We start from the raw sequence: 23,012 nt of genomic DNA on the forward strand, positions 1-23,012 counted from the left end.
GCCTCCTATATGTCCTTAGAGAGTGTAAATTTATTAAGTCTTGTGATATAAATTAGACTGAAGATTATATAAATTAAGCTAATAAACAATGTGAGATAATTTATATTATTCATAGTCTGCCTAAAAACCTCTCCATCTTTTACATAATTTATATTTAAGATAGTAGCAAAAAGTCCAAAGGGATTTATTTGCGATAAAACTTTTGATGTGAGCATAGTAATTATTCCAGACATTGCTCCAACAATTGAAAAGAAAAGGGAGAAGTAAATCTTTTTACTTTTAATTTCAATTATTGTGAAGATCAATAGCATTGAAATGTTAATTGATAGAGTTGTTAAAAAGTAAATTATTATTCTTTTTATTATCTCCACATCTAACTCAAAGTTTATATTTTTACTTGCTAAAAATATTATTATCAACCATTCAATAATCTGGATTAATAAAATTTTTAAGGACAAAGTTTTAATTTTATTTAATAATATTTTTTGAACTCTTAAGCCAAGACTTATTTGCATTTGCCACATATTATTCTTTTCTTCAATCTCAATTACTTTTTTTACAAGAGATGATAGAGCGATGGGATTAAAAAATAAAGAGATTGCTAAATAAGAATCTAATATCCTTGCAAGGGGATATTTATTAACTTGAAAGTCTTTTGTCTTAAAGGCTATAAGGATAGAAAATAAATGTATGGCAAATAAAATTAAAATTGTGAAATTTAATTTCAGTCCCTTATTCTTTTTTATTTCTAAATTTTTCATGGCATCACCTAGCACTTGTCTCTTGAATAAATAATTTTTCAAGACTTTCCTTTCTTTTTTCTACTCTATAAATATCAACTGTATTTACGAGGATTTTTATTATTTTTGCAACTTCTTCCTCACTTTTATTTCCCAGTACTAAATAATCATCAAGTATATTTCCTTGAGGAAGTTCAAGTAGCTTTGAAGCCTTAAGGTTATCTGAAGTCTTTAAAACAATTACTGGTGGATGGAGGTTCCTGTATTCTTTTAAAGAACCACTGTAAGTCAAAACTCCATTTTTTAAAATACCTATGTGACTTGAAATTTTTTCGATTTCATCCAAGATATGTGAGGAGATTAAAATACTTGTATTCGAATTTTTTACAATATTTTTGAATAAATCTCTCATTTCTTCAATGCCATAGGGATCAAGTCCATTAATAGGTTCATCTAGGATCAAAAATTTAGGATTACCAATAAGAGCTATGGCTATACCCAGCCTTTGCTTCATGCCAAGAGAAAAATCTCTGACTTTTTTATTTTTACTTGTAAATAACCCAACATCCTTTAAAACCTTATCAATATTATCTTTTTTTATATTTTTCATATCACAGATAAGGTCTAAATTGTCATAGGCAGTTAGATGGTCATAAAAGGATGGGTTTTCAATTAAGGAACCTAAATTTTTATTTGTTTCTTTTTGATTTTTTGCATTAATTTCCTTTCCATATAAACTTATGCTGCCAGAATCTTTTTTAACAAGACCTAGAATTGATTTCATAAGAGTGGACTTTCCAGCTCCATTGGGACCTATAAGTCCAAAAATACTCCCTTCTTCAATTTCTAAATTAATATTTTTTAAAACTAAGTTTTTATCATAGGATTTGCTAAGATTTTTGATTTTTAAAATGTTCGTCATGATATTCTCCCTTCTTTTTTATTAATTATAAATAAGACCCATAACATAAGGATTTTAAATAGATTACTTTTACATCACAATTACAAATATCAAATTATTATGTGATAAAATAAGCCTAAAGGAGAAAGAAATGAATGAATAATTTTAGAGATGCAAGGCTACTATTAGTTGATGACGAAGATTATTTGATAACTAGTATGTATAAATTTTTAAAAAACAAGGGCTATGACAATGTTATGACAGCAAAAAATATTAAAGAAGCAAGCTTTAAGCTTAAGAATAATAAAGTGGATTTAATGATACTAGACATAATGCTTCCTGATGGCAGTGGTTTTGAATTATTAAAGGAACTTAGGGAAAAATCCACCCTTCCTGTTATTATACTTTCGGCATTAAGTGGTATTGATGACAAAAAAGAAGGCTTTGACTTAGAAGTTGATGATTATATTGTTAAACCATTTTTGCCTGAAGATTTGTTATGGAGAATTGAGGCAGTCTTAAGAAGGACCTATCAAAATAAAAATGATAAAATTACATTATTAGGTGGGATTGTCTTTGATAGGGAAAGGGCAATTTTAATAAAGAATAAGGAAGAAATACAATTAACGGCAAAACAATTCAAAATTTTAGATTATCTTGCTATTAATATTAATAAAATTGTTTCCATTGACCAAATAATAGATAGGTGTTGGGAGGAAAGTTTTGGCTACGAAAATACACTTATTACACATATCTATAGACTAAGGGATAAGCTTGAAGATGATCCAGCAAACCCGAAAATACTTATTACAGTAAAGGGCTTGGGTTACAAGTTACTTGGAGAGAATAAAGAATGTTAAATTATTTTTTAAAAAAACTAAAAAAATTAGCCTTATTTGTCTTAATTTTATTAATTTTAATGATTTTAAGCCTAATTGGTATTTTTTATTCAAGTTTTAAATTTTCAAAAAAATATACAGATCCAAATAAGGTTTATGAATTTTTAGAAGAAAATAAATATAATGATATTTATTTTACCAAGGAAAATAAGACCTTTTTAGGGGAAAAAGATATCTGGGCTATAAGAATTGATAAGAATGGAAATGTTATAGAGAATTTTAATAAACCTAAAGAAGTTAAAAATAAATTTGACATAAGTGATGTTGTCAGATTTACAAGGTATTACTTAAATGACTATCCTGTCTTTACTTTTGTTGTGAAGGATGGAATTTTAGTTTTGGCTTATCCAAAAAATTCCCTAGATAAGCTACCCTTTAATTATTATAATTATGATTTGGCAAAAATTAATTTTTTTATCTTTATTATTAGTATTCTATTGTTTGTCCTATTAGTTTATATATTTTATCTACATGAAGTTAAAAGCATTTTTAAAAAATTAAATCCTCTTCAAGAGGCTATTAATAATGTTTTTGATGATGATTATAAGAAGCTCCAAGAGGAGGGAGAATTAAAAGAAATTTCTGAAACTATTAACGAGGCAAATAGCAATTATATCAAGCTAAAGAAAAGTCAATCTAGTTGGCTTAGAGGAATCAGTCACGACATAAGGACTCCTCTCACAAAGCTTTCCTGGGAACTGGAAGACATTAAAACAAGGGAAAACTCAGTGGAAATTGAAAAAATGGAAGATCAAATTATAAAGATAAGTAAAATTATAGAGGACTTAAATTTGACCAATAGTCTTGAAAACCTAAGTGATGAGCATTTTGAATATAGGGATCCAATTTCTGTTATAAGAAAGTTGATTGTTAATAGTTTAAATGAAAATCCCAGCAAGGATATTATTTTTGAAAATAGAATAAATAAAGAAGTAAAAATTAAAATGGAGGACCATTTATTTTATAGGATGTTGGAAAATATTTTAAACAATAGCATTAAATATGGAAAGGGAAAAACTTATATAATTTATGACCTTATAGATAAAAAATTGCTAATCTCTATTAAAGATGAAGAAGGTACAATTGAAGATAGGGTAATAAATAGACTATATAAAGAAAATCTATCTGAAATTCAGACCCATGGCATGGGCTTATTTGTGTCAAAACAAATTTGCAAACTTCATAAGGGGAAAATGGAAGTTAAAAATCTATCTCCAGGCGTAATAGTTTCCTTTAATTTTGATATAAAATAAAAAGTACAAGAATCTTCTACTTATGTCCATACTATTGACGATTTGTTAAAGTATGTAATATAATAATCAATATGCTAAAAATAGCGATTTATATAGAAAGGTGATTAAATGTCAGGACATTCTAAATGGAATAATATTAAAAATAAAAAAGGTAAGGAAGACGCAAAGAAGGGCAAGATTTTTACTAAACTTGCTAGACAAATAACTGTTGCTGCTAAGGAAGGTGGACTTGACCCAGATTACAATCCATCTCTTAAGGTTGCCATTGATAAGGCTAAGGCTGAAAATATGCCTAACGACAATATTGATAGGGCAATTGCAAAAGCTGGCGGCGGAGATAATGACGATAACTTTGAAGAAATTGTTTACGAAGGTTATGGTCCAGGTGGAGTTGCTGTTATGGTAAATTGCTTGACAGACAATAGAAATAGAACTGCACCAGATGTAAGACATTTATTTGACAAGTATGCTGGAAATCTTGGACAACCTGGTTGTGTTTCTTTTATGTTTGATAAAAAGGGTTCTCTTGGAGTTCTAAAGGAAGGACTTGACGAAGATGAATTTACACTTACTGCCATTGATGCAGGAGCTGAAGATGTAATCGATAGGGGAGAAGCCTTTGAAATTGTAACTGCTCCAGAAGATTATATTGAAGTTAGAAAAGTTTTAGAAGGTGCTGGACATTCTTTTATTGAATCTGAAATAACATACATCCCACAAACTACAACTGAACTTACTGATGAAGATGACATTAAAAATATGGATAAGTTAATTGATGCCTTGGAAGACAATGACGATGTAACTGATGTCTACACTTCTTGGGAGAGAGATTAATGGAAATTAATAGAATTATCGACCATACACTTTTAAAGCCTGAAGCAAGTGAAGAGCAAATTGAAAAACTTGTTAAAGAAGCAATAGAATATAATTTCTTTTCAGTATGTGTAAATCCAACTTGGGTAAAAAAATGCTCTGAAATGTTAAAGGATACTGGCGTAAAAGTTTGTACTGTTATTGGTTTTCCTTTAGGGGCAAATACTCTTGAAACAAAAATCTTTGAAACAAAAAATGCTCTTGATAATGGCGCAGATGAAATTGATATGGTTATTAACATTGGATACATGAAGTCAAAGAAATTCCATGAAGTTGAAAATGAAATTGCTGAACTTGCAAAAATATGTCACGATAAGGGAACAATTTTAAAAGTTATTTTAGAAAACTGCCTTTTAACTAAGGATGAAATAAAAAAAGCCTGCCAACTTGCTGATAAAGCTGGCGCTGATTTTGTAAAGACTTCAACTGGTTTTTCAACTTCTGGAGCTGATGCAGAAGATGTTAAATTAATGAAAGAATCTATTTCAGACAGAATGAAAGTAAAGGCAAGTGGCGGAATTAGAGACTATAAAAAAGCAATGGAAATGGTAAATAATGGAGCAGATAGACTTGGAGTCTCAGCTGGTCTTGCAATTTATAAGGAGAGCAAATCGTTATGAGAATAAATCCCGTTGCCTTTACAATTTTTGGAATAGAAGTAAAGTGGTACGGAATTTTAATAGGCCTTGGAGTCTTTTTAGCTATTTTTATCACAGAAAAAATGGCAGAGAAGAAAAATTATACAGGGGGTCTTTATAAAGATATTTCCACAGATGTTTCTCTCTTCGCAGTTTTAATTGGAGTTCTTGGTGCAAGGATTTATTATGTAATTTTTGAGTGGGAATATTATAGTCAGCACTTAGACGAAATTCTTGCCATAAGAAATGGTGGACTTGCTATTTATGGCGGCATCATAGCTGGAGGATTAACTATTTACTTTTTCTGTAGGCATAAAAAAGTAAATTTTTGGACTCTTCTTGACTGTGTTGCACCAGGTCTTGCTCTTGCACAAGCAATTGGCAGATGGGGAAATTATATCAACGGAGAAGCTCACGGTGGCGTAACAAATGTTCCTTGGGCAATTTTAGTCGATGGACAGAGGGTTCATCCAACATTTTTTTATGAATCAATTGTGAATTTTTCAATATTTTTGTTTTTGTATTTTTATCTTTCAAAAAAGCAAAAATTTGATGGTCAGCTTATTTCTCTTTACATGATAGTCTATGGCATAGCAAGATTTTTCATTGAAGGCATGAGAACAGATTCACTATATATTGGTGCCTTTAGGGTATCTCAACTTGTAAGCCTTGGCATAATAATTTTTGGGATTGCAATTAGACTTATAGCTAAGAGGGAACAAAAGAATATAAAATAATTGAGACTAGGCAACTAGTCTAATTTTTTAGGTGATATTTTGAATAAAATTAATTACAATTTGGAAATGGAAAAAGTAATAAAAAAAATTAATAGGGAAGATAAGCCTAGCCTTCTTTTGCACTCTTGCTGTGGTCCCTGCTCTTCTGCTGTCTTGGAGAGAATAAGTGATTATTTTGACATTGATGTTTTTTATTACAATCCCAACATCGACAGCGCTGATGAGTTTTACAGAAGGTCTGATGAACAGATTAAGCTTGTAGAAGACTTGGAGCTTGATGATAAAATTGATGTGAAAGTTATAAAATACAACCACCAAGAATTTTTATCTTACATTAAGGGCTTTGAAAAGTATAAGGAAGGCGGAGCCAGATGCTTTAGATGTTATAGACAAAGGCTTGAGGCAGCAGCAAAGTATGCTCAAGAAAATAATTACGATTACTTCACAACTACTCTTTCCATTTCACCCCACAAGGATTCACAAATTTTAAATCGATTAGGTAAATTTCTTTCAGAAAAATATAAGGTTAACTATTTATTTTCAGATTTTAAAAAGAAAAATGGGTTTAAGAGGTCAGTTGAACTAACTGATAAATTTAATATGTATAGACAAGATTACTGTGGTTGCGAATTTAGCAGAGGTGAAGATTGAAAAATATAAAAAATATTTTCATTATTACTGTAATTTTTATTTTGACATTGGGACTTTATCTTTCCAATACTATGAATTTTGATTTTAGCAATCATGAAAATAAAATAGGAGAAGCTAAAAAATTAAAAACTGAAGAAACAAAAAAGGATGACAAGTCAGAAGTAAAAATCCTTGCCATGGGGGATATGATTTTTCATCAACCTATTGTGAAAAATTATAGGAATAATGGTACTTACGACTTCACACCAATTTTTGCCAATATTTCTGCTGATATCAATGAAGCAGACCTTGCCTTAGCAAACTTTGAAGGCTCAGTAAATTCGAATAGAAAATTATCAGGATTTCCACTTTTTAATTTTCCAAAGGAAACAATTTATTCCCTAAAAAATGCTGGCTTTGATGCACTTTCAACTGCAAACAATCATGCCCTTGACACAGGACTTGATGGCATAGGGGAAACTATCTCCCACATAAAGGAAAGTGGCATGAAAAGTTTTGGCACTCTTGCAGAAGATGGCGACAAGGGAATAATTATTGAAAAAAATGGAATAAAAATTGGACTTATTTCCTTTACAGACACTTTAAATGGCATGGACTCTCTGATGAGAGGTAAAGAGTATTCAGTAAATACCTTTGCTCAAGATGTGAAGTCCGACATTCAAAATTTAAAGGACAATTCCGATATTGTAATTGTTTATCCTCATTGGGGAAATGAGTATCAATTAGTCCCAAATGAAAGGCAGATTTTTTTAAAGGAAATGCTGCAAGAATCTGGTGCAGATATTATTTTGGGCTCTCACCCTCATGTGCTTCAAAGATATGAAGTTGAAGATAAAAATAATAAAAAATATTTTACAATTTATTCCATGGGCAATGCTCTTTCAAATCAAAGAGTTGAATATTTAAAAAAACCTGGCGTAGACACTGGTGCCTTAATTAAATTAGTCATAGAAAAGGATAATGTAAGCGGTGAAACTAAGTTAAAATCCTATGGTGTTTATACAACCTATGTCAACAGGTATCATGCCAATGGAAAATTAAATTATGATTTAGTAAAGTTAGAAGACCTAATGCCAGGTGGTAAGCTTGATGATGTAACTACAAAGGAATTGAAAGCTAAAGCAGATAAAAAATATAAGGAAGCTTTAAAGGTTTTAAAGGGTGAAATATGAAAAGGGACCAGGTTCCAGGTACAAATTATATAATTTTTCAAGATGAGGAAGAGTTTAAGTATACAAGCGATGCTTTAATCTTGTCTTCTTTTGTCAAAGGTGGACAAAGAGCTCTAGACCTTGGCTGCGGCAATGGAATTTTATCTCTAAGAATTTGTCCTAGATTCTCTGAGGTTCACGCAGTAGATAAAAACAAAAATGTATTGGAAGCCTTTAAAAAATCTATTTTTTTAAATAAATTAGAAGACAAAATAAATTTGCTAGAAGAAAATATTTTTAACTTAAAAAATTATTATGCTACAAATTATTTTGACGCAGTGGTTTTTAATCCGCCTTATTATGATTATGAAAATATGAAGTTTGAAACAAGCCAAGCCAAGCATTTTTTTGATATAGAAAAAAGCCTTTACATAGTAAATTATCTTCTCAAAAATTCTGGTAGTCTTTATATAATTTATCCTACTTATAGATTGGCAGAAGTGATTTATAAAATAAATAAGAATGGCCTAAAAGTAAAGAATATTATAAATATTCATGGAAATAAAAATAAAAAAGCAAAATCATCTATAATTATTGCAAAAAAACAGGCAAATTATGGAAATGATTTTAGAGATTTTTACATAAGAGATGAATTAGAATATACAGACGAGATGAAAAGAGTTTATAGAAACGAGGTGATTCTTTGATTTATTTTTGCCCAACACCTATTGGAAATTTAGGCGACATAACCCTAAGGACAATTGAAATTTTAAAGTCCGTAGATATAATTTTTGCTGAAGACACAAGAGTTACAGTAAAACTTTTAAATCACTACGACATAAAGGCAGAACTTAGAACTTATCACAAGTTTAATGAAGCTGAAATGTCTGAAAAAATAATTGAAAACATAAAAGACAAGGACCTTGCCCTAGTAACTGACGCTGGCATGCCTGGTATATCTGACCCTGGTGCTGTTCTTGTGAAAAAATTAATCGAAGAAAAAATTGATTTTAGAGTTTTACCTGGTGCCAACGCTGCTTTAACAGCCTTAGTTTTATCTGGGCTTGACACAGAGCATTTTCTTTTCTATGGATTTACATCAAATAAATCTTCTGCGAGGAAGAAAGAATTTGAATCCTTAAAGGACTTAAAATTTACTTTAATTTTTTACGAGGCACCTCATAGGATCAAGGATTTTTTAAAGGATGTCTACGAAGTTTTTGGCGAGAGAAAAATTTCCATATCAAGAGAAATTACTAAGGTCTTTGAAGAAACTATTAGGTCTACTACATCAGAGATACTTGAAAAAGATATAACAGAAAAGGGCGAATTTGTAATTTGCTTAGAGGGAAATTCTGAGGAAGAGACCTATGACATAAGAGAACTTTTGCAAGAAGAATTAAAAAAGGGAATGAAAAAATCTCAAGCTGTTAAGGAAATTTCAAAAAAATATAATATTCCAAAGAATGATGTTTACAAGGAGAGTTTGGATTTATGATAAATTTAAATGAACTTGAAGGACAAATAAAAAATATAAATGTAAATTTAAAAGACAAATATGACTTTGTATTTAAATTAAACAATGAAGATTTTAGGAATCAAATAAATAATGAAGTTGGAAAAATTATAAAAATGGAGAAATTTCATAAGGAAGAAATTTCAAAATACAAGAGGACAGTTGGAGTTGATGGTTCTAACAACAGGTCTGGCGGAGCTTTTCCACACTTTATAGAAATTTTCCAAGGTCTTGCCAAGTCCACAGATGGCAATGAAGTTTATAAGACTAAGGTCTATACGCCCACACTAAATTCACTCTTTGATGAGCAAAATCTTTCACAAAAACTTTTGGCGACTATTGAAATTGAAACGGCATTGGAATACATTGATAAATACGATTTTGATTATTTAATGATGGACGGCGGATTTATAAGATATAAAATCAACTGTCTTGATTTATTTAAAGAGCTTCGAGATAAATGTGAGCGGAAAAATATAATTCTCTTTGGAGTTATAAAGGACATAAAGACAAATGTCATATCAAGAAGTCTTGAAATTGACGAATCCATTTACGACAGAGAAATTTTATTTAACAGATTAAAAACTGGGGAAGCAATATTAATAAAAAATGAAATTAATAAAAAATTTATCAAGGATGGAATGGGCGAGGGATTTTCATCTGCCTTTATGAGGACTTCAAAGTTTCCAGGAGCTGTTGGAGTTGATATTTTAGATACGCAAGAGAATTACCTTGAAGAAATTTGCAATTTGATTTATACACTTACACCAATGTCATCAAGGGGAGTACCCCTTTGGCTTGATATAGTGGACAAGGATGTAAAAATTACAGATGAAATTTTAAAAATGCTTTTAGAAGAATATTTAGACAGAGATGTTTACGAAAGATTTTTTATTTCTGAAAGAGATAAGAGAACTTTATAGGAGGAAAAATGAAGGTACTTGGAATTACTACCACAAGGGAAGTATATATTGGTTCTAAGGAAAAAAACTTTAGAAACAATGAATTTTTAATAGTTGAAGATCCAGTTCAAGGCGATATTATTGGAGAAGTTGTAGATTCAAAGACTTTTAACAGATTTATTCCTCTGGATATTGGCGGAGATTTTATTGACAGTGATGTTTTATCTTCTCTTGGCTCTATGGGTTATGATGTTGGCGATGAGACAGTTTATGTTGCAAAACTAAGATTTTTTGAGGAGTTACTTTATCCACCTCTTACAGGAAGTGATTTGAGGGCGCCAGAGTTTAATGAAATTAAAAATTTATTAATAGACACTAAGCCAAATAATTCATTGATTCTCGGTTCAATAAAAAACACTGACAATATTGCTGAAGGCATGGATGATATTTATAAAAATCTCTTCAGCACTTTCGAAAACAATGAATACTTAAAGCAAAGGGAGCTTCCTTATTTATTTGACTACAAGTCCATGCACCAATACCCACACATAGGAGTCTTTGGCGGATCTGGCTCTGGTAAGTCTTTTGGTCTAAGAGTTGTACTAGAAGAATTAATGGAAATGGGAGTGCCTGCCATAGTAATGGACCCTCATTATGAAATGGATTTTTCTAATAATTCTGAAATATCTGACAAAAATTATTCTGAAAATTTCAAGTACCTTGAGATTGGTCTTCATACAGGAATAAAATTTCAAGAACTACAAAAAAGAGATTTAAAAAATCTTTTAAATGCAGCATCACCCTTAACTGATTCTATGAAAAATGTTATTGATGTAATGTTAGCCAAGGGCTCAAGCTACGAGTCCTTTAAAAATAAACTAGATATGCTTTTAGAAGGGCAAGAGATTGGCTCAAGAGATAAAATAATTGCTGAAATTTCGGCAGAACCAGACATAAGTAAAAAGAATAGGCTAGAAGAAGTTCTTGATGTTTATGAAAGATATGACAAGACTTGTAATTCAATGAGTGTGCGTGGAGTTTTGTGGAGACTTATTAATCTTCAAAACGAGGGAATTTTCTCCCACAATATAGATGAGCTTGTAGACCTCTTAAAGAGAAGAAAGTTAGTTGTCCTTCAAGGATCAACAAGAATGATAAATGTATTTTCTACTTATCTTTTGGCAAAATTATATTATCTAAGAAAGGAATATAGGGATGAACTTTACAGAAACAATGCAAAGGTAGAATATTTCCCACCCTTTGTAATAATTACTGACGAAGCCCATAATTTTGCACCAAAAGGTTTTGACACTCCATCAAAAAGTATTTTGCGTGAAATTTCTCAAGAGGGAAGAAAGTATGGAGTATTTTTAATTCTTGCAACGCAAAGGCCTACACTTTTAGATGAGACAATTACAGCACAGCTAAACACAAAACTAATTTTTAGAACTGTAAGAGCATCTGATATCGATACAATAAAAGAAGAAACAGACCTTTCCTCAGATGAGACAAAGAGACTTCCATATTTGAGTTCAGGTGATGTATTTATTTCATCAGCAAAAAAAGGCAGAACATCCTTTGTGAGAATTAGGGCGGCAAATACAGTTTCACCTCACACAGAAAATCCTTTTGATGAACTAGAAGGTCACGAAAATGAAGAATATGAAAAGTTTTTCATGGACTTAAAGGATTTGCTTCCAATTGATGCTTCAAATTTAAGCCAAGTTTTAATGAATTACAATAAAAAATCTGGAGAAAATTTATCCTACGATGACTTAAAAAACAAGTTAGATGAATTATGCCAAAGAGACTTTATAGAAAAAGAAGATAACTTTTTAACGGAAATGTATAAAATCAAATAAAAAAATAACTGACTCTATAAAAATTTTAGAGTCAGTTTTTATTTTTCAATCTTTTTTAAAAGATATTCATCATACAAGTTTTGAAGAGATAATTTTTTCTCAATTAATTTAATTTTTTTTGATCGGCTTAAAGTTTTTATAAAATATTCTTTTTTTAGGGCGTCGGACTTATCCTTGCACTTTTCACTAAAGACCATTACAAGGGGGAGTCTTGAAGCAGTATATTTTGATGCAATGCCCTTATTGTGAGATTTTAGTCTTTTTTCTAAGTCATTAGTGTAGCCAGTGTAGAGACTTCCATCTCTACATTTTAAAATATAAACGAAGTTAGACATTTAAGTCTCCCGATAAAAACTCATCAACTGCAAAATTTATAATCTCAAATTCAAAGCCGCGACCCTGCAAATATTTTTTTGCAGAATTTATTTTTTTTGAATCTTTTTCCTCTGCATCTAATTTTTTGCTGAGAAGGTCTTCTGCATTAAGATACTCAGTTTCATAGTCGTAATCTGTCATAATTTTTTCAATTATGTCATTTTTAATTCCCTTAGACCTTAGCATATAAATAATCTTTATCTTGCCGTATTTTTTTATATTCATGGCATCATTTAAGTAGCGCCTTGCATAGTCTTCGTCATTTAAATATTTTTTCTCATTTAAAATTGGAATAACTGTGTCAATAATTTCACCGCTTATTTTATTTTTATACAAGTAGTCAATGAGTTGCTTTTCAGTCTTATTTCTTTGCAAAAATCTATAGGATAAAAGAAGTGCATCAGTTTTTTCATCTTCAAATTTTAATTTTTCTATAATTTCATCTTCAACTTCTTGACCCTTATAGAGCCCAAATTCAATTAGAGTTTCTTCAGAAATTTCAATTTCATAGCCGCTGTCAAAGAGAATGTGAAATTTTTTCTTTTCAAAACTTATATTTGATATAATCATTTTATCACCAAATTAATTTTAACATAAAATTTGAAAATCCCCAATTCATCTAAATTAACAAAATGTGGAAAAATAAAAGCAAAGAGTATATAATTATATAGAGTTTAAGACAAAAGAGGTGCAATATGTTTGAGTTAATCTCGCAAGTGTTGAGATATATTTTTATAATCTTAATTTATCTTTTTATTTTTAGTATTTTAAGATTAATGTATCTTGATGTAAAAAGCATGACAAATAGGGGAGACTCTCTTGACGATGCTTATTTAAAAGTAGTGAATAGACTTGATTCATTGGACTTTAAAATGCAGGAGTATTATGTAATTGATGGTGATTTAACTCTTGGCAGAAGTTCAAGAAATGATATAGTTATAAAAGATAAATTCGTAAGTAAAAACCATTTAAAAATTCATGATGACAGTGAGGCTTATTATATTGAGGACCTAGGGTCTGCCAATGGAACTTTTTTAAATGGTGCAAAAATTGATCCTAATGAGTTAATTGAACTTCAAAATAATGACAAAATTGGAGTTGGATTTATTCAATTTATTTTTGTAGATAAAAGGTGAAAAAGTGTTAGATAATATTTTAAAACAGCGAAAACCTAGAAATCTTCTCTTGATTTTTGAAATTCTAAGTATTTTATTGTTATTTTCTTACAACAATAACAATGTTGACAGATACATAGTTATTTTATTTTTGGGTTTGATTTTAATCGTATATATTTCAAACTTAGTTCTAGGCAAAGTGTCTTCAGGAGATAATTATATATTTTTAATAGTATCCATGCTTTTAAGTCTAGGGATTATAACTATATACAGATTGTCGCCTAAACTTGGGTTGAGGCAACTTATTTGGGTATTAGCAGGTATATTAGTTTTTTACTTAACTTATTTTATAATTAGAGCTATGAGAAGGCTTGAGTATATGACAGGTCTTTATTTAGGGCTTTCAATTTTATTTTTCTTACTAACAATTATTCTTGCTCCAGATAAATATGGTGCTAGAAACTGGATAAAAATTTCTGAAGGAATTACAATTCAGTTGTCAGAATTTACTAAGATTTTAGTTATATTTTTAATAGCTTCTTTTTATACAACTTTCCAAAATAGACTTAAAAAATTAAATTATCAGTATACTTCATATTACTTGATGGGAGTAATATATATTTTTGTGGGCTTTTTATTTATTCAAAGAGACTTGGGAACAGCTGCTATATTTGTAGCCATTTACACACTTCTTCAATATATTTATGATGAGGATAGAGTCTCCATTTTAGTAAATATTGGACTAATGATAATAGGTTCAGTTGCTGGATTCTTTTTATTTTCTCATGTTAGGAAAAGGGTGGATATATGGCTAAATCCATGGACAGCTGATAAGGTTGTTAATGATGCTAGACAAATTGTACAGTCACTATTTGGCATTAGTGAAGGTGGTTTTTTTGGTCAAGGAATTGGCCTTGGCTATCCAAAACAAATTACCCTTGCTCACTCTGATGTTATTTTTTCTGCAATTTGTGAAGAGATGGGAATACTTACTGGAATAGGAATAATTATGCTCTACATGCTTTTAGTTTATAGGGCTATTAAGATTGCACTAAATCAAGAATATTTATTTTACAGAATTCTTGCCCTAGCAGTTGCAATTTTATTTACAGTACAAGCCTTCTTAAATATTGGTGGAGTAATAAAATTAATACCAATGACGGGCCTTACACTTCCTTTTATATCCTATGGAGGAAGCTCAATGATATCTAGTTTTATATTACTGGGGATACTTCAGGTTACCAGCGAAGATTTATCATACAAATACGATAGGGGAATAGACAATGAATAGTAAAGACAATAAGAGAATTTTAGTTTTACTTGTTTTTTTAATAATGCTATTAGTTGCTCCAATAATTTATTTAACTTATTTCACAGTTTTTAAGGCAGGAGAAATTATAAATCACCCTGCAAATAGGAGAAGTGAACTTAGAGAAAATTCTGTCAAGAGAGGAACTTTTTACGATAGAAATCACGAAATCCTTGCTTATTCCAATGGAGAAAAATATAATTATCACAGAATTTATAATCAACCAGTTATTTATTCTCATATCATTGGTTATTCTGACAAAATTGTCGATAAGTATGGACTAGAAAAAGAGTTAAATAATTATTTAGTTGGAAAAGAAGGCTCTAAAATTCTAAAGACCTTTAAATCATTAATAAATAAAAAATATGATCCCTATACTGGGGACGATGTAACTTTGACTACAGATACTGATCTTCAAGAAAAGACTAGATCTGTTTTGCTATCAAAGGCTGAAAAGGGCTCTGTTGTCATTATGAATCCAAAAACTGGAGAGGTTCTTTCAATGGTATCTCTGCCAGATTTTAATTCTCAAAACATAGCCCAGGACATGCAAGCTATAAATGAAGCCAATAATGGTGCTCTCTTTAATTCTTCAACGAAGGGTAAGTTTGCTCCTGGTTCCGTATTTAAAATAGTTACAACTACAGCTATACTTGAGTCTGGAATTTCTCAAAAATATACAGATGAAGGTGTGGAAAAAATTGATAATGGTCGTGAGTTTAAAAATGCTGGCAATAAAACTTATGGAAGAGTAGACCTTAAAAGGGCATTTACAAACTCATTAAACACTTATTTTGTAAGGAAATCTGTAGACATGGGCATTGATGTAATGTCACAAGTTGCAGAAAAATACATGATAAATAAAAAAGTTGACTTTGAACTTCCACTAGAAACTTCAACTTGGGATTACAAGAGAAATGGCTTTGACAAAACAGCCCTTGGAGCTGCAGGAATTGGTCATGACACACTTTTAGTTACACCACTTGAAATGTGCATGGTGGCATCAACTATTGCAAATGACGGTGTAATGATGCAACCTCACATTGTTAAGAGGATTGACTCTTCTGACGGTAAAAATGTTGTAAGAAATACACCAACAGTTTTAAGTGAAGTTACTTCTAAGGAAAATGCAAATCAAATTACAAAATATATGATAAATGTTGTCAATAATGGTACTGGTACAGAAGCCTATGTATCTGGCATGAAAGTTGCAGGAAAGACAGGTACTGCACAACTAGATTTAAAAGAAGGAACAAACAATGCTTGGTTCGTTGGCTTTGCTCCAGCAGATGATCCAAAAGTTGCAATTTCAGTTGTAATTCCTAATGTAAAAGATTTTGGTTCTGAGGCTGCAGCTCCTATAGCAGGTGAACTTTTAAAATACGCTGTAAATCATTTGCAGCTTGAAGAAGAGTGATACCATGTTTAATAATAATTTTGTAACTGCCTTTGTTGCTGCAGCAGGCATGGGCAAGAGAATGAATATGGGAATTAACAAACAATTTCTTGCCATTGATGGAAAGCCAATCCTTGCTCATACTATTAAAAAAATTGAAAAATCTAAGTATGTTGACTTTTTGATTTTAATCGTAAAAAAAACTGACATGCCCTATGTAAATGACATTATTGATAAATACAAAATCAACATGAATTATAAAATTGTCTATGGCGGCAAAGAAAGGCAAGATTCCATAAACAATGGTCTCTTAAATATGCCTGAGGAAACAGACATTGTTCTTACTCATGACGGTGCAAGACCCTTTGTCTCAGTTGATAAAATTGACGAAGCCATTGAATGTGTAATGGAAACTGGCGCAACAGTTTTGGCAAATCCTGTTAAGGACACTATAAAGGTCTCCATGGATGGAGAGATTGTGGATTACACGCCTAATAGAAATAGACTTTGGCAAGTTCAAACTCCACAAGTTTTTAAAAAAGAAATTCTTATGAAAGCCTATGAGCAAGCTTATACAGAGGGCTATTATGGGACTGATGATTGTTCCTTAGTTGAAAAGACTGGGATTAAGGTAAAATTAATTTACAACTCTTATGACAATATAAAAATTACTACTAGAGAAGATTTATCTATTGCAAATATACTTGTGAAGAAGGTGAATACATGAGAATAGGGATTGGTTATGATGTCCATAAACTTGTTAATGATAGAAAGCTTTTTATTGGCGGCATAGAAATATCCTATGAGAAGGGGCTTCTTGGTCATTCAGATGCAGATGTGCTTATCCATGCAATTATGGATTCGATTTTAGGAGCCCTTGCACTTCGTGACATAGGCTATCATTTTCCAGATACTGACAATGAATACAAGGATATTGATTCAAAAATTCTTTTAAAGAGAGTTTATGAAATTATGAAATCCAAAAACTACAAAATTGGAAATATAGACTCAGTTATTGCTTGCCAAAAACCAAAGCTTTCGCCCTATATTGACGATATGAGAAAAGTAATTGCTGAAATTTTAAATACAGATATAGAAAATATTTCTATAAAGGCAACTACAACTGAAAAGCTTGGTTTTATAGGAAGAGGAGAGGGAATTTCCTCGCAAGCAGTATGTTTACTTGAAAGGGATGATTAACTAGATGAAATTTTTTATTGACACTGCAAATATCGAAGAAATTCGAGAAATTAATTCTTGGGGTGTGCTCTCTGGAGTTACAACTAATCCAAGTTTAATTGCAAAAAGCGGTGGAATTTTTGAAGATGTAATTAAAGAAATCTCTGAAATTGTTGATGGAGATATTTCAGCAGAAGTTATTTCTACTGATTTAGATGGAATGCTTAAAGAGGCTAGAGAACTTGCCAAAATTTCAAAAAATATTGTAATAAAAATTCCCATGATTGAAGAGGGACTTAAAGCTGTAAGTATACTAAGTAAAGAAGGCATAAGAACCAATGTAACTTTAGTATTCTCAGTTTCACAGGCACTTCTTGCAGCGAATGCAGGAGCATCCTATGTTAGTCCATTTATGGGAAGGCTTGATGATATTGGTGAATCTGGCATGGATCTTGTGGCTGATATTGCCTATATTTTTAAAGAGTATGGCTATAAAACTGAAATTATTGCAGCAAGCATAAGACACATTAATCATGTAGAGGATGTTGCAAGAACTGGTGCTGATATTGCAACAATTCCATATAAAATATTTAAGAAAATGATTAAGCATCAATTGACAGATAGTGGTTTAGAAAAATTTTTAGAAGATTTTAAAAGTGTAAAGACAAAGGAGAAATAAGATGGACAGAAATTTAGCATTAAACTTAGCAAGAGTAACAGAAGCAGCAGCACTTTCAGCAGGCAAATGGCTTGGAAAGGGCGACAAAAATGCAGCAGATGGCGCAGCAGTAGATGCCATGAGAAGAATGTTTGACACAGTTGACATTGATGGAACTGTTGTAATTGGTGAAGGAGAAATTGACCAAGCACCTATGCTATACATTGGCGAAAAAATTGGAACAAAAAATGGCGAAGAAGAAGTAGATATTGCTGTTGACCCAATTGACGGAACAAATTCTATTGCCAATGGCATGGATAATTCTATTGCAGTTTTAGCAGTTGCACCAAAGGGATGCCTTTTAAATGCTCCTGATATTTATATGGATAAAATTGCTTGCGGTCCTAAGGCTAAGGGACTTATAAAGTTAGATGATACTCCAACAGAAAATATTAAGAGAGTTGCAAAGGCACTTAACAAAAATATTGATGATATTGTAGTTGCAGTTCTTGATAGACCAAGACATGAAGATTTAATAAAGGAAATTATTTCTATAGGTGCAAGAGTTAAAAAAGTTTCTGATGGAGATGTAGTTACAGCTATAGAAACTTGTTATGAAGATTCTGGAGTGGATCTTGTAATTGGCCGTGGCGGCGCTCCTGAAGGTGTAATTGCTGCAGCTGCACTAAAATGTTTAGGTGGAGATTTCCAAGGAAGACTTCATCCAACAGATGAAAAACAAGAACAAAGATGTAGAGACCTAGATTCTGACTTAAAAAAAGTTTATTCAATTGAAGATTTGGTAAAGGGCAATGAAGTTATCTTCTCAGTAACTGGAATTACTTCAGGAGAAATTCTTGAAGGCGTAAAATACTATGGAGACAATAAGGCAAAAACTGATACTTTAGTTTTAAGACTTCCAAGTGGAACTCAAAGATTTATTAAATCAATCCATTCCCTTGATTTAAAACCAGATTATGCTAAATAATTTATTATGAGTAATGATAATGAACTAAAAAATAAATCAATTGATGATTTGAGGAGAATTTCTAAATCTTTGGGTTTAAAAGATGCGGATAATTACGATATTGATGATTTGAAGCACTATATTATAAGAGGAGAATTGCCAATAAAAGATTTAAATGATATGCCTTTAGATAATTTAAGGGTAGCTGATCTTAGGGAAATCGCCAAGGATTATGGAATAGAAAAATCTTACTCTTTAAAAAAAGAAGAATTAATTAAAAAAATAAACTCAATAAGAGAAAATGAAAAAATAGAGAAATTAGATCTTTCTGAAAATGCTCAAGAAACATTAAAAAATTTAGAAGACAAGGATTATGTCAAGGGTATTTTAGAGCTACATCAAGATGGCTATGGGTTTTTGAGAAGAATTAATTATCTTCCAAGTGAAGAAGATATTTATGTATCTCCATCACAAATAAGAAAATTTAGGCTAAGAAATGGCGACGAAATCCTTGGAATTAAATCACCTCCAAAGGATGGAGAAAATTTCAACGCCCTGCTATTTATTAAATCAGTAAATGGCATGCACCCTTCAAAAATTTTAAATAGACCTTATTTTGACAACTTGACACCAATTTATCCTAAGAAGAAAATAAATCTGGAAACTGATGAAGAAGACATAGCCATGAGAGTAATTGATTTGCTTTCACCAGTGGGCCTAGGGCAAAGAGGTCTCATAGTTTCACAACCAAAATCAGGAAAGACAACTCTATTAAAAAAGATTTCTAAATCCTTAAATACAAATTATCCTGATCTACATTTAATAGTGCTTCTAGTAGACGAAAGGCCTGAAGAAGTTACTGATATGAAAAGATCAGTCAAGGGTGAAGTTGTCTATTCAACCTTTGATGAAAATCCTAAAAACCATACAAGAGTAGCAGAAATGGTAATTGACAGGGCAAAGAGGCTTGTGGAAAATAAAGAAGATGTTGTGATTCTTTTAGATTCTCTAACAAGACTTTCTCGTGCCTATAATTTAATTACACCTACAAGGGGAAAGACTCTTTCAGGTGGACTTGATCCATTGTCTCTTCACAAGCCAAAGAGATTTTTTGGTGCAGCAAGAAATATTGAAGAGGGTGGAAGTTTGACAATCCTTGCCACTGCTCTTGTAGATACTGGTTCAAGAATGGATGATGTAATCTTTGAGGAGTTTAAAGGCACAGGCAATATGGAACTTCACCTCAACAGAAGCCTTTCAGAAAAGAGAATTTTCCCAGCAATTGATATTTTAAAATCAGGCACTAGGAAAGAGGAGTTCTTGTTGACTAAAGATGAACTTGCCTTTAATTATGAGTTTAGAAATAATTTAAATGAAGACAATATTGAAGACCTTACAGAAAAATTTTTAGATAAACTTTCAAAAACAAAAAATAACAAAGAATTTTTAAAAAAATAATTATCTTTCTTGCTTCAAATGTTGATTAATAGCCTTATATATTGTATAATGATTAAGGTAATAAATATATTTGTACTACAATGAAAATTGTGTTATAATATTAAAATTGAGTTATAAAAAAGTTTAAGGGGGCTAAACAATGAAAAAAGGAATTCATCCAGATTATAAAGAAGCTACAGTAACTTGTGCTTGTGGCAATACTTTTAAAACAGGATCTGTTAAAGAAGATTTAAAAGTTGAAATTTGTTCAGCTTGTCATCCTTTCTTTACAGGAAAGCAAAAACTCTCTGATCATGGCGGAAGAATTGAAAAATTCAATAGCAGATACAAGAGAAATAAATGATAATGAGGTTAGCCTAGCTAACCTTTTTTATTACTTAAATTTATGAAGATAAAAGAAGCCCTAATAGAGGGAAGAGGATTTTTAAAAAACTTAGAATATACAGATCCTATTTATGAAACTAGAAAAATTTTAGGAGAAATTTTAAAGAAAGACTTGTCTTATTTGGTTTCTCACGACAATGAAGAGCTAGAAGATTCAGTTGAAAAAAAATATTTTGATATTTTAAAAAAGAGGCAAGAGGGAATACCTCTACAATATATTTTGGGAAGAGAAGATTTTTACGGAAGAACTTTTACTGTATTAGAGGGAGTTTTAATACCCAGACAGGATACAGAAATTTCCGTAGAAGTAATTTTAAAAATTCTAAGGGAAAATAATATTAAAAATATTCTTGAAATTGGATGTGGAAGTGGAATTGTTAGTATTACACTTGATCTTGAGAGTAAAGGACAAGTGGAAATCACTGCAGTTGACATAAGCCATCAGGCTATTAAAAATACAAATATAAATAAAAATAATTTAAAATCTAAAATTAAAGTTTTAGAGAGCGACTTATTTGATGAAGTTAATGATAAATTTGATTTAATTTATTCAAATCCGCCTTATATTAAATCTCATGATATAGAAAATCTACAAGTTGAAGTAAGAGATTATGAACCGAGACTTGCATTAGATGGCGGAAGTGACGGACTTTATTTTTATAGAAAAATCATTAAAGAAGCGCCAAATTATTTAAAAAGGCATGGATTTCTAGTATTTGAAATAGGTTATGATGAAGCTGAGGATATTTCTTCTATTATGAGAGAAAATTTTGACACTAAAATTTATAAGGATTTAAATAATTTAGATAGAGTAGTAGTGGGACGATTAAAGGTATAGGGGTAAATATGTACGAAAAACTTTCGGTTTTTGAAGATAGATTAGTAGAGCTCGAAAAGGATTTGAGCAATGTAGAAATTATTAATGACTCTAAACTTTACCAACAAAAGGCTATTGAACATGCAGAGATAGAGCCAATTGTTGCAAAATATAGAGAATATAAAAATACATTAAAGGCTTTAAATGAAAACAAAGAATTGATAAAAGAAAAATTAGATGATGAATTTAAAGATTTAGTTAGAGAAGAAATAAACGAAGGAACAAAAAAGCTTGAAACTTTAGAAAATGATTTAAAGATTTTACTGATCCCTAAAGATAAAAATGACAGCAAAAATGTTATGGTAGAAATTCGTGCAGGGGCTGGTGGAGATGAAGCGGCACTTTTTGCTGGGGTATTATACAGACAATATGTTAGATATGCTGAAAGAAAAGGATTTAAAGTAGAAACTATTTCTTCCAATGAAATTGGCATTGGCGGATTTAAAGAAATTGTCTTTATGATAATAGGAAATGGTGCTTACTCAAGACTTAAATACGAATCAGGAGTTCACAGAGTTCAAAGAGTTCCTGAAACAGAAAGCGGAGGTAGAATTCACACTTCCACAGCAACTGTTGCAGTTTTACCAGAAGCTGAAGATGTGGATATTGAAATTGATCCATCTGAAATTAAATTTGATGTCTTCCGTGCATCAGGCAATGGTGGACAATGTGTCAACACAACTGACTCTGCTGTTAGACTTACTCACATTCCTACTGGAATAGTTATTTCTTGCCAAGATGAAAAGTCACAACTTAGAAATAAAGAAAAGGCAATGAAATTACTTAGGTCAAAATTATATGATTTAAAACTTCAAGAGCAAAATGAAAAAGAATCAATGGAAAGATCTTCACAAATTGGAACTGGAGATAGATCTGAAAGAATTAGAACCTATAATTATCCGCAAGGAAGAGTAACTGATCACAGAATTAATTTCACATCTCACAGAATTGACGCCATTAATGACGGAGACTTAGATGAAATAATTGACGCTTTGATAACACATGATCAAACACAAAAAATCGAAAATATTGATTAAAAAATAAAATTAAATATTAGATTTATTTAGTGCATTTATTTGCTTTTTCATTAATAATAGTCTATAATAATAATTGTAATTTTATTATTAAATATTATGGGGGTAATATTATGAATCAAATGACAAGTGACAAT

26 protein-coding genes are annotated in these 23,012 nt (G+C 30.9%); 22 read left to right on the forward strand and 4 right to left on the reverse strand.

Translation table 11 applies throughout. The features are described 5' to 3' along the window. Positions 1 to 5: 5 nt before the first annotated feature. Both Q0U74_RS05155 and Q0U74_RS05160 read right to left on the reverse strand, forming a co-directional pair. On the reverse strand, positions 6 to 761 hold the full coding sequence (locus Q0U74_RS05155) for a hypothetical protein (RefSeq protein WP_297393044.1): 756 nt from the start codon (positions 759 to 761) through the stop codon (positions 6 to 8). 4 nt (positions 762 to 765) lie between these two features. Continuing rightward, complete coding sequence (locus tag Q0U74_RS05160) at positions 766 to 1,662, reverse strand: ABC transporter ATP-binding protein (protein WP_297393045.1); 897 nt, start codon at positions 1,660 to 1,662, stop codon at positions 766 to 768. A 134-nt stretch (positions 1,663 to 1,796) separates the two neighbouring features. Here Q0U74_RS05160 and Q0U74_RS05165 point away from each other — a divergent pair, with 134 nt between their 5' ends. From Q0U74_RS05165 to Q0U74_RS05215, 11 genes are all read left to right on the forward strand, one after another. Then, entirely contained in the window at positions 1,797 to 2,501 is a 705-nt protein-coding gene (locus Q0U74_RS05165; RefSeq protein ID WP_297393046.1) for a response regulator transcription factor, read from the forward strand. Then, positions 2,495 to 3,793 carry a sensor histidine kinase KdpD gene (locus Q0U74_RS05170; protein ID WP_297393047.1) on the forward strand — a complete coding sequence of 433 codons (1,299 nt, stop codon included), beginning with the start codon at positions 2,495 to 2,497 and terminating at the stop codon, positions 3,791 to 3,793. The genes Q0U74_RS05165 and Q0U74_RS05170 overlap by 7 nt, the downstream gene beginning before the upstream one ends. A gap of 108 nt (positions 3,794 to 3,901) precedes the next feature. Next, complete coding sequence (locus Q0U74_RS05175) at positions 3,902 to 4,627, forward strand: YebC/PmpR family DNA-binding transcriptional regulator (RefSeq protein WP_297393048.1); 726 nt, start codon at positions 3,902 to 3,904, stop codon at positions 4,625 to 4,627. Beyond that, a complete protein-coding gene (gene deoC, locus Q0U74_RS05180; RefSeq protein ID WP_297393049.1) occupies positions 4,627 to 5,286 on the forward strand; it encodes a deoxyribose-phosphate aldolase in 660 nt (219 codons plus the stop codon). The genes Q0U74_RS05175 and deoC overlap by 1 nt, the downstream gene beginning before the upstream one ends. Next, on the forward strand, positions 5,283 to 6,041 hold the full coding sequence (lgt, locus tag Q0U74_RS05185; protein WP_297393050.1) for a prolipoprotein diacylglyceryl transferase: 759 nt from the start codon (positions 5,283 to 5,285) through the stop codon (positions 6,039 to 6,041). Before deoC ends, lgt begins: the two co-directional genes overlap by 4 nt. Positions 6,042 to 6,080: 39 nt before the next feature. Next, the gene (locus Q0U74_RS05190; protein ID WP_297393051.1) at positions 6,081 to 6,692 is read left to right on the forward strand and encodes an epoxyqueuosine reductase QueH; all 612 of its coding nucleotides are present in this window, start codon (positions 6,081 to 6,083) and stop codon (positions 6,690 to 6,692) included. Beyond that, positions 6,689 to 7,864, forward strand: a complete 1,176-nt coding sequence (locus tag Q0U74_RS05195; protein WP_297393052.1) for a CapA family protein — start codon at positions 6,689 to 6,691, stop codon at positions 7,862 to 7,864. Before Q0U74_RS05190 ends, Q0U74_RS05195 begins: the two co-directional genes overlap by 4 nt. Continuing rightward, entirely contained in the window at positions 7,861 to 8,550 is a 690-nt protein-coding gene (locus Q0U74_RS05200) for a tRNA1(Val) (adenine(37)-N6)-methyltransferase (RefSeq protein WP_297393053.1), read from the forward strand. Before Q0U74_RS05195 ends, Q0U74_RS05200 begins: the two co-directional genes overlap by 4 nt. Then, complete coding sequence (gene rsmI / locus Q0U74_RS05205) at positions 8,547 to 9,341, forward strand: 16S rRNA (cytidine(1402)-2'-O)-methyltransferase (RefSeq protein ID WP_297393054.1); 795 nt, start codon at positions 8,547 to 8,549, stop codon at positions 9,339 to 9,341. Before Q0U74_RS05200 ends, rsmI begins: the two co-directional genes overlap by 4 nt. After that, positions 9,338 to 10,282 carry a DNA double-strand break repair nuclease NurA gene (locus Q0U74_RS05210; RefSeq protein ID WP_297393055.1) on the forward strand — a complete coding sequence of 315 codons (945 nt, stop codon included), beginning with the start codon at positions 9,338 to 9,340 and terminating at the stop codon, positions 10,280 to 10,282. Before rsmI ends, Q0U74_RS05210 begins: the two co-directional genes overlap by 4 nt. 8 nt (positions 10,283 to 10,290) lie before the next feature. Next, positions 10,291 to 12,123 carry an ATP-binding protein gene (locus Q0U74_RS05215; protein WP_297393056.1) on the forward strand — a complete coding sequence of 611 codons (1,833 nt, stop codon included), beginning with the start codon at positions 10,291 to 10,293 and terminating at the stop codon, positions 12,121 to 12,123. Positions 12,124 to 12,161: 38 nt separating this feature from the next. Here Q0U74_RS05215 and Q0U74_RS05220 read toward each other — a convergent pair whose 3' ends face one another. Both Q0U74_RS05220 and Q0U74_RS05225 read right to left on the reverse strand, forming a co-directional pair. Then, positions 12,162 to 12,458, reverse strand: a complete 297-nt coding sequence (locus Q0U74_RS05220; protein ID WP_297393057.1) for a GIY-YIG nuclease family protein — start codon at positions 12,456 to 12,458, stop codon at positions 12,162 to 12,164. After that, on the reverse strand, positions 12,451 to 13,068 hold the full coding sequence (locus Q0U74_RS05225) for a RecX family transcriptional regulator (protein WP_297393058.1): 618 nt from the start codon (positions 13,066 to 13,068) through the stop codon (positions 12,451 to 12,453). The genes Q0U74_RS05220 and Q0U74_RS05225 overlap by 8 nt, the downstream gene beginning before the upstream one ends. A gap of 125 nt (positions 13,069 to 13,193) precedes the next feature. Between Q0U74_RS05225 and Q0U74_RS05230 the strand changes: the two genes are divergently transcribed. From Q0U74_RS05230 to prfA, 11 genes are all read left to right on the forward strand, one after another. Further along, entirely contained in the window at positions 13,194 to 13,634 is a 441-nt protein-coding gene (locus Q0U74_RS05230) for an FHA domain-containing protein (RefSeq protein WP_297393059.1), read from the forward strand. A gap of 4 nt (positions 13,635 to 13,638) precedes the next feature. Next, positions 13,639 to 14,904, forward strand: coding sequence for an FtsW/RodA/SpoVE family cell cycle protein (locus Q0U74_RS05235; RefSeq protein ID WP_297393060.1), 1,266 nt, complete (start codon positions 13,639 to 13,641; stop codon positions 14,902 to 14,904). Continuing rightward, a complete protein-coding gene (locus tag Q0U74_RS05240) occupies positions 14,897 to 16,339 on the forward strand; it encodes a penicillin-binding protein 2 (protein WP_297393061.1) in 1,443 nt (480 codons plus the stop codon). The genes Q0U74_RS05235 and Q0U74_RS05240 overlap by 8 nt, the downstream gene beginning before the upstream one ends. 4 nt (positions 16,340 to 16,343) lie before the next feature. After that, the gene (gene ispD / locus Q0U74_RS05245) at positions 16,344 to 17,045 is read left to right on the forward strand and encodes a 2-C-methyl-D-erythritol 4-phosphate cytidylyltransferase (protein WP_297393062.1); all 702 of its coding nucleotides are present in this window, start codon (positions 16,344 to 16,346) and stop codon (positions 17,043 to 17,045) included. Beyond that, positions 17,042 to 17,518 (forward strand): 2-C-methyl-D-erythritol 2,4-cyclodiphosphate synthase, encoded by a 477-nt coding sequence (ispF, locus tag Q0U74_RS05250; protein ID WP_297393063.1) that lies wholly within the window; start codon positions 17,042 to 17,044, stop codon positions 17,516 to 17,518. The genes ispD and ispF overlap by 4 nt, the downstream gene beginning before the upstream one ends. A 4-nt stretch (positions 17,519 to 17,522) precedes the next feature. Next, entirely contained in the window at positions 17,523 to 18,176 is a 654-nt protein-coding gene (gene fsa, locus Q0U74_RS05255; protein ID WP_297393064.1) for a fructose-6-phosphate aldolase, read from the forward strand. Between the two features lies 1 nt (position 18,177). Next, positions 18,178 to 19,143: a class II fructose-bisphosphatase gene (glpX, locus tag Q0U74_RS05260; protein ID WP_297393065.1), complete on the forward strand. Its 966-nt coding sequence runs from the start codon at positions 18,178 to 18,180 to the stop codon at positions 19,141 to 19,143. Between the two features lie 6 nt (positions 19,144 to 19,149). After that, entirely contained in the window at positions 19,150 to 20,580 is a 1,431-nt protein-coding gene (gene rho / locus Q0U74_RS05265; protein ID WP_297393066.1) for a transcription termination factor Rho, read from the forward strand. Positions 20,581 to 20,719: 139 nt separating this feature from the next. Continuing rightward, a complete protein-coding gene (gene rpmE, locus Q0U74_RS05270; RefSeq protein ID WP_005956574.1) occupies positions 20,720 to 20,923 on the forward strand; it encodes a 50S ribosomal protein L31 in 204 nt (67 codons plus the stop codon). Between the two features lie 42 nt (positions 20,924 to 20,965). After that, positions 20,966 to 21,802, forward strand: coding sequence for a peptide chain release factor N(5)-glutamine methyltransferase (prmC, locus tag Q0U74_RS05275; RefSeq protein WP_297393067.1), 837 nt, complete (start codon positions 20,966 to 20,968; stop codon positions 21,800 to 21,802). Between the two features lie 8 nt (positions 21,803 to 21,810). Next, a complete protein-coding gene (prfA, locus tag Q0U74_RS05280) occupies positions 21,811 to 22,878 on the forward strand; it encodes a peptide chain release factor 1 (protein ID WP_297393068.1) in 1,068 nt (355 codons plus the stop codon). Positions 22,879 to 23,012: the final 134 nt, after the last annotated feature.

It is taken from the genome of uncultured Peptoniphilus sp. (assembly GCF_946998875.1).
GTDB lineage: Bacteria > Bacillota > Clostridia > Tissierellales > Peptoniphilaceae > Peptoniphilus_A.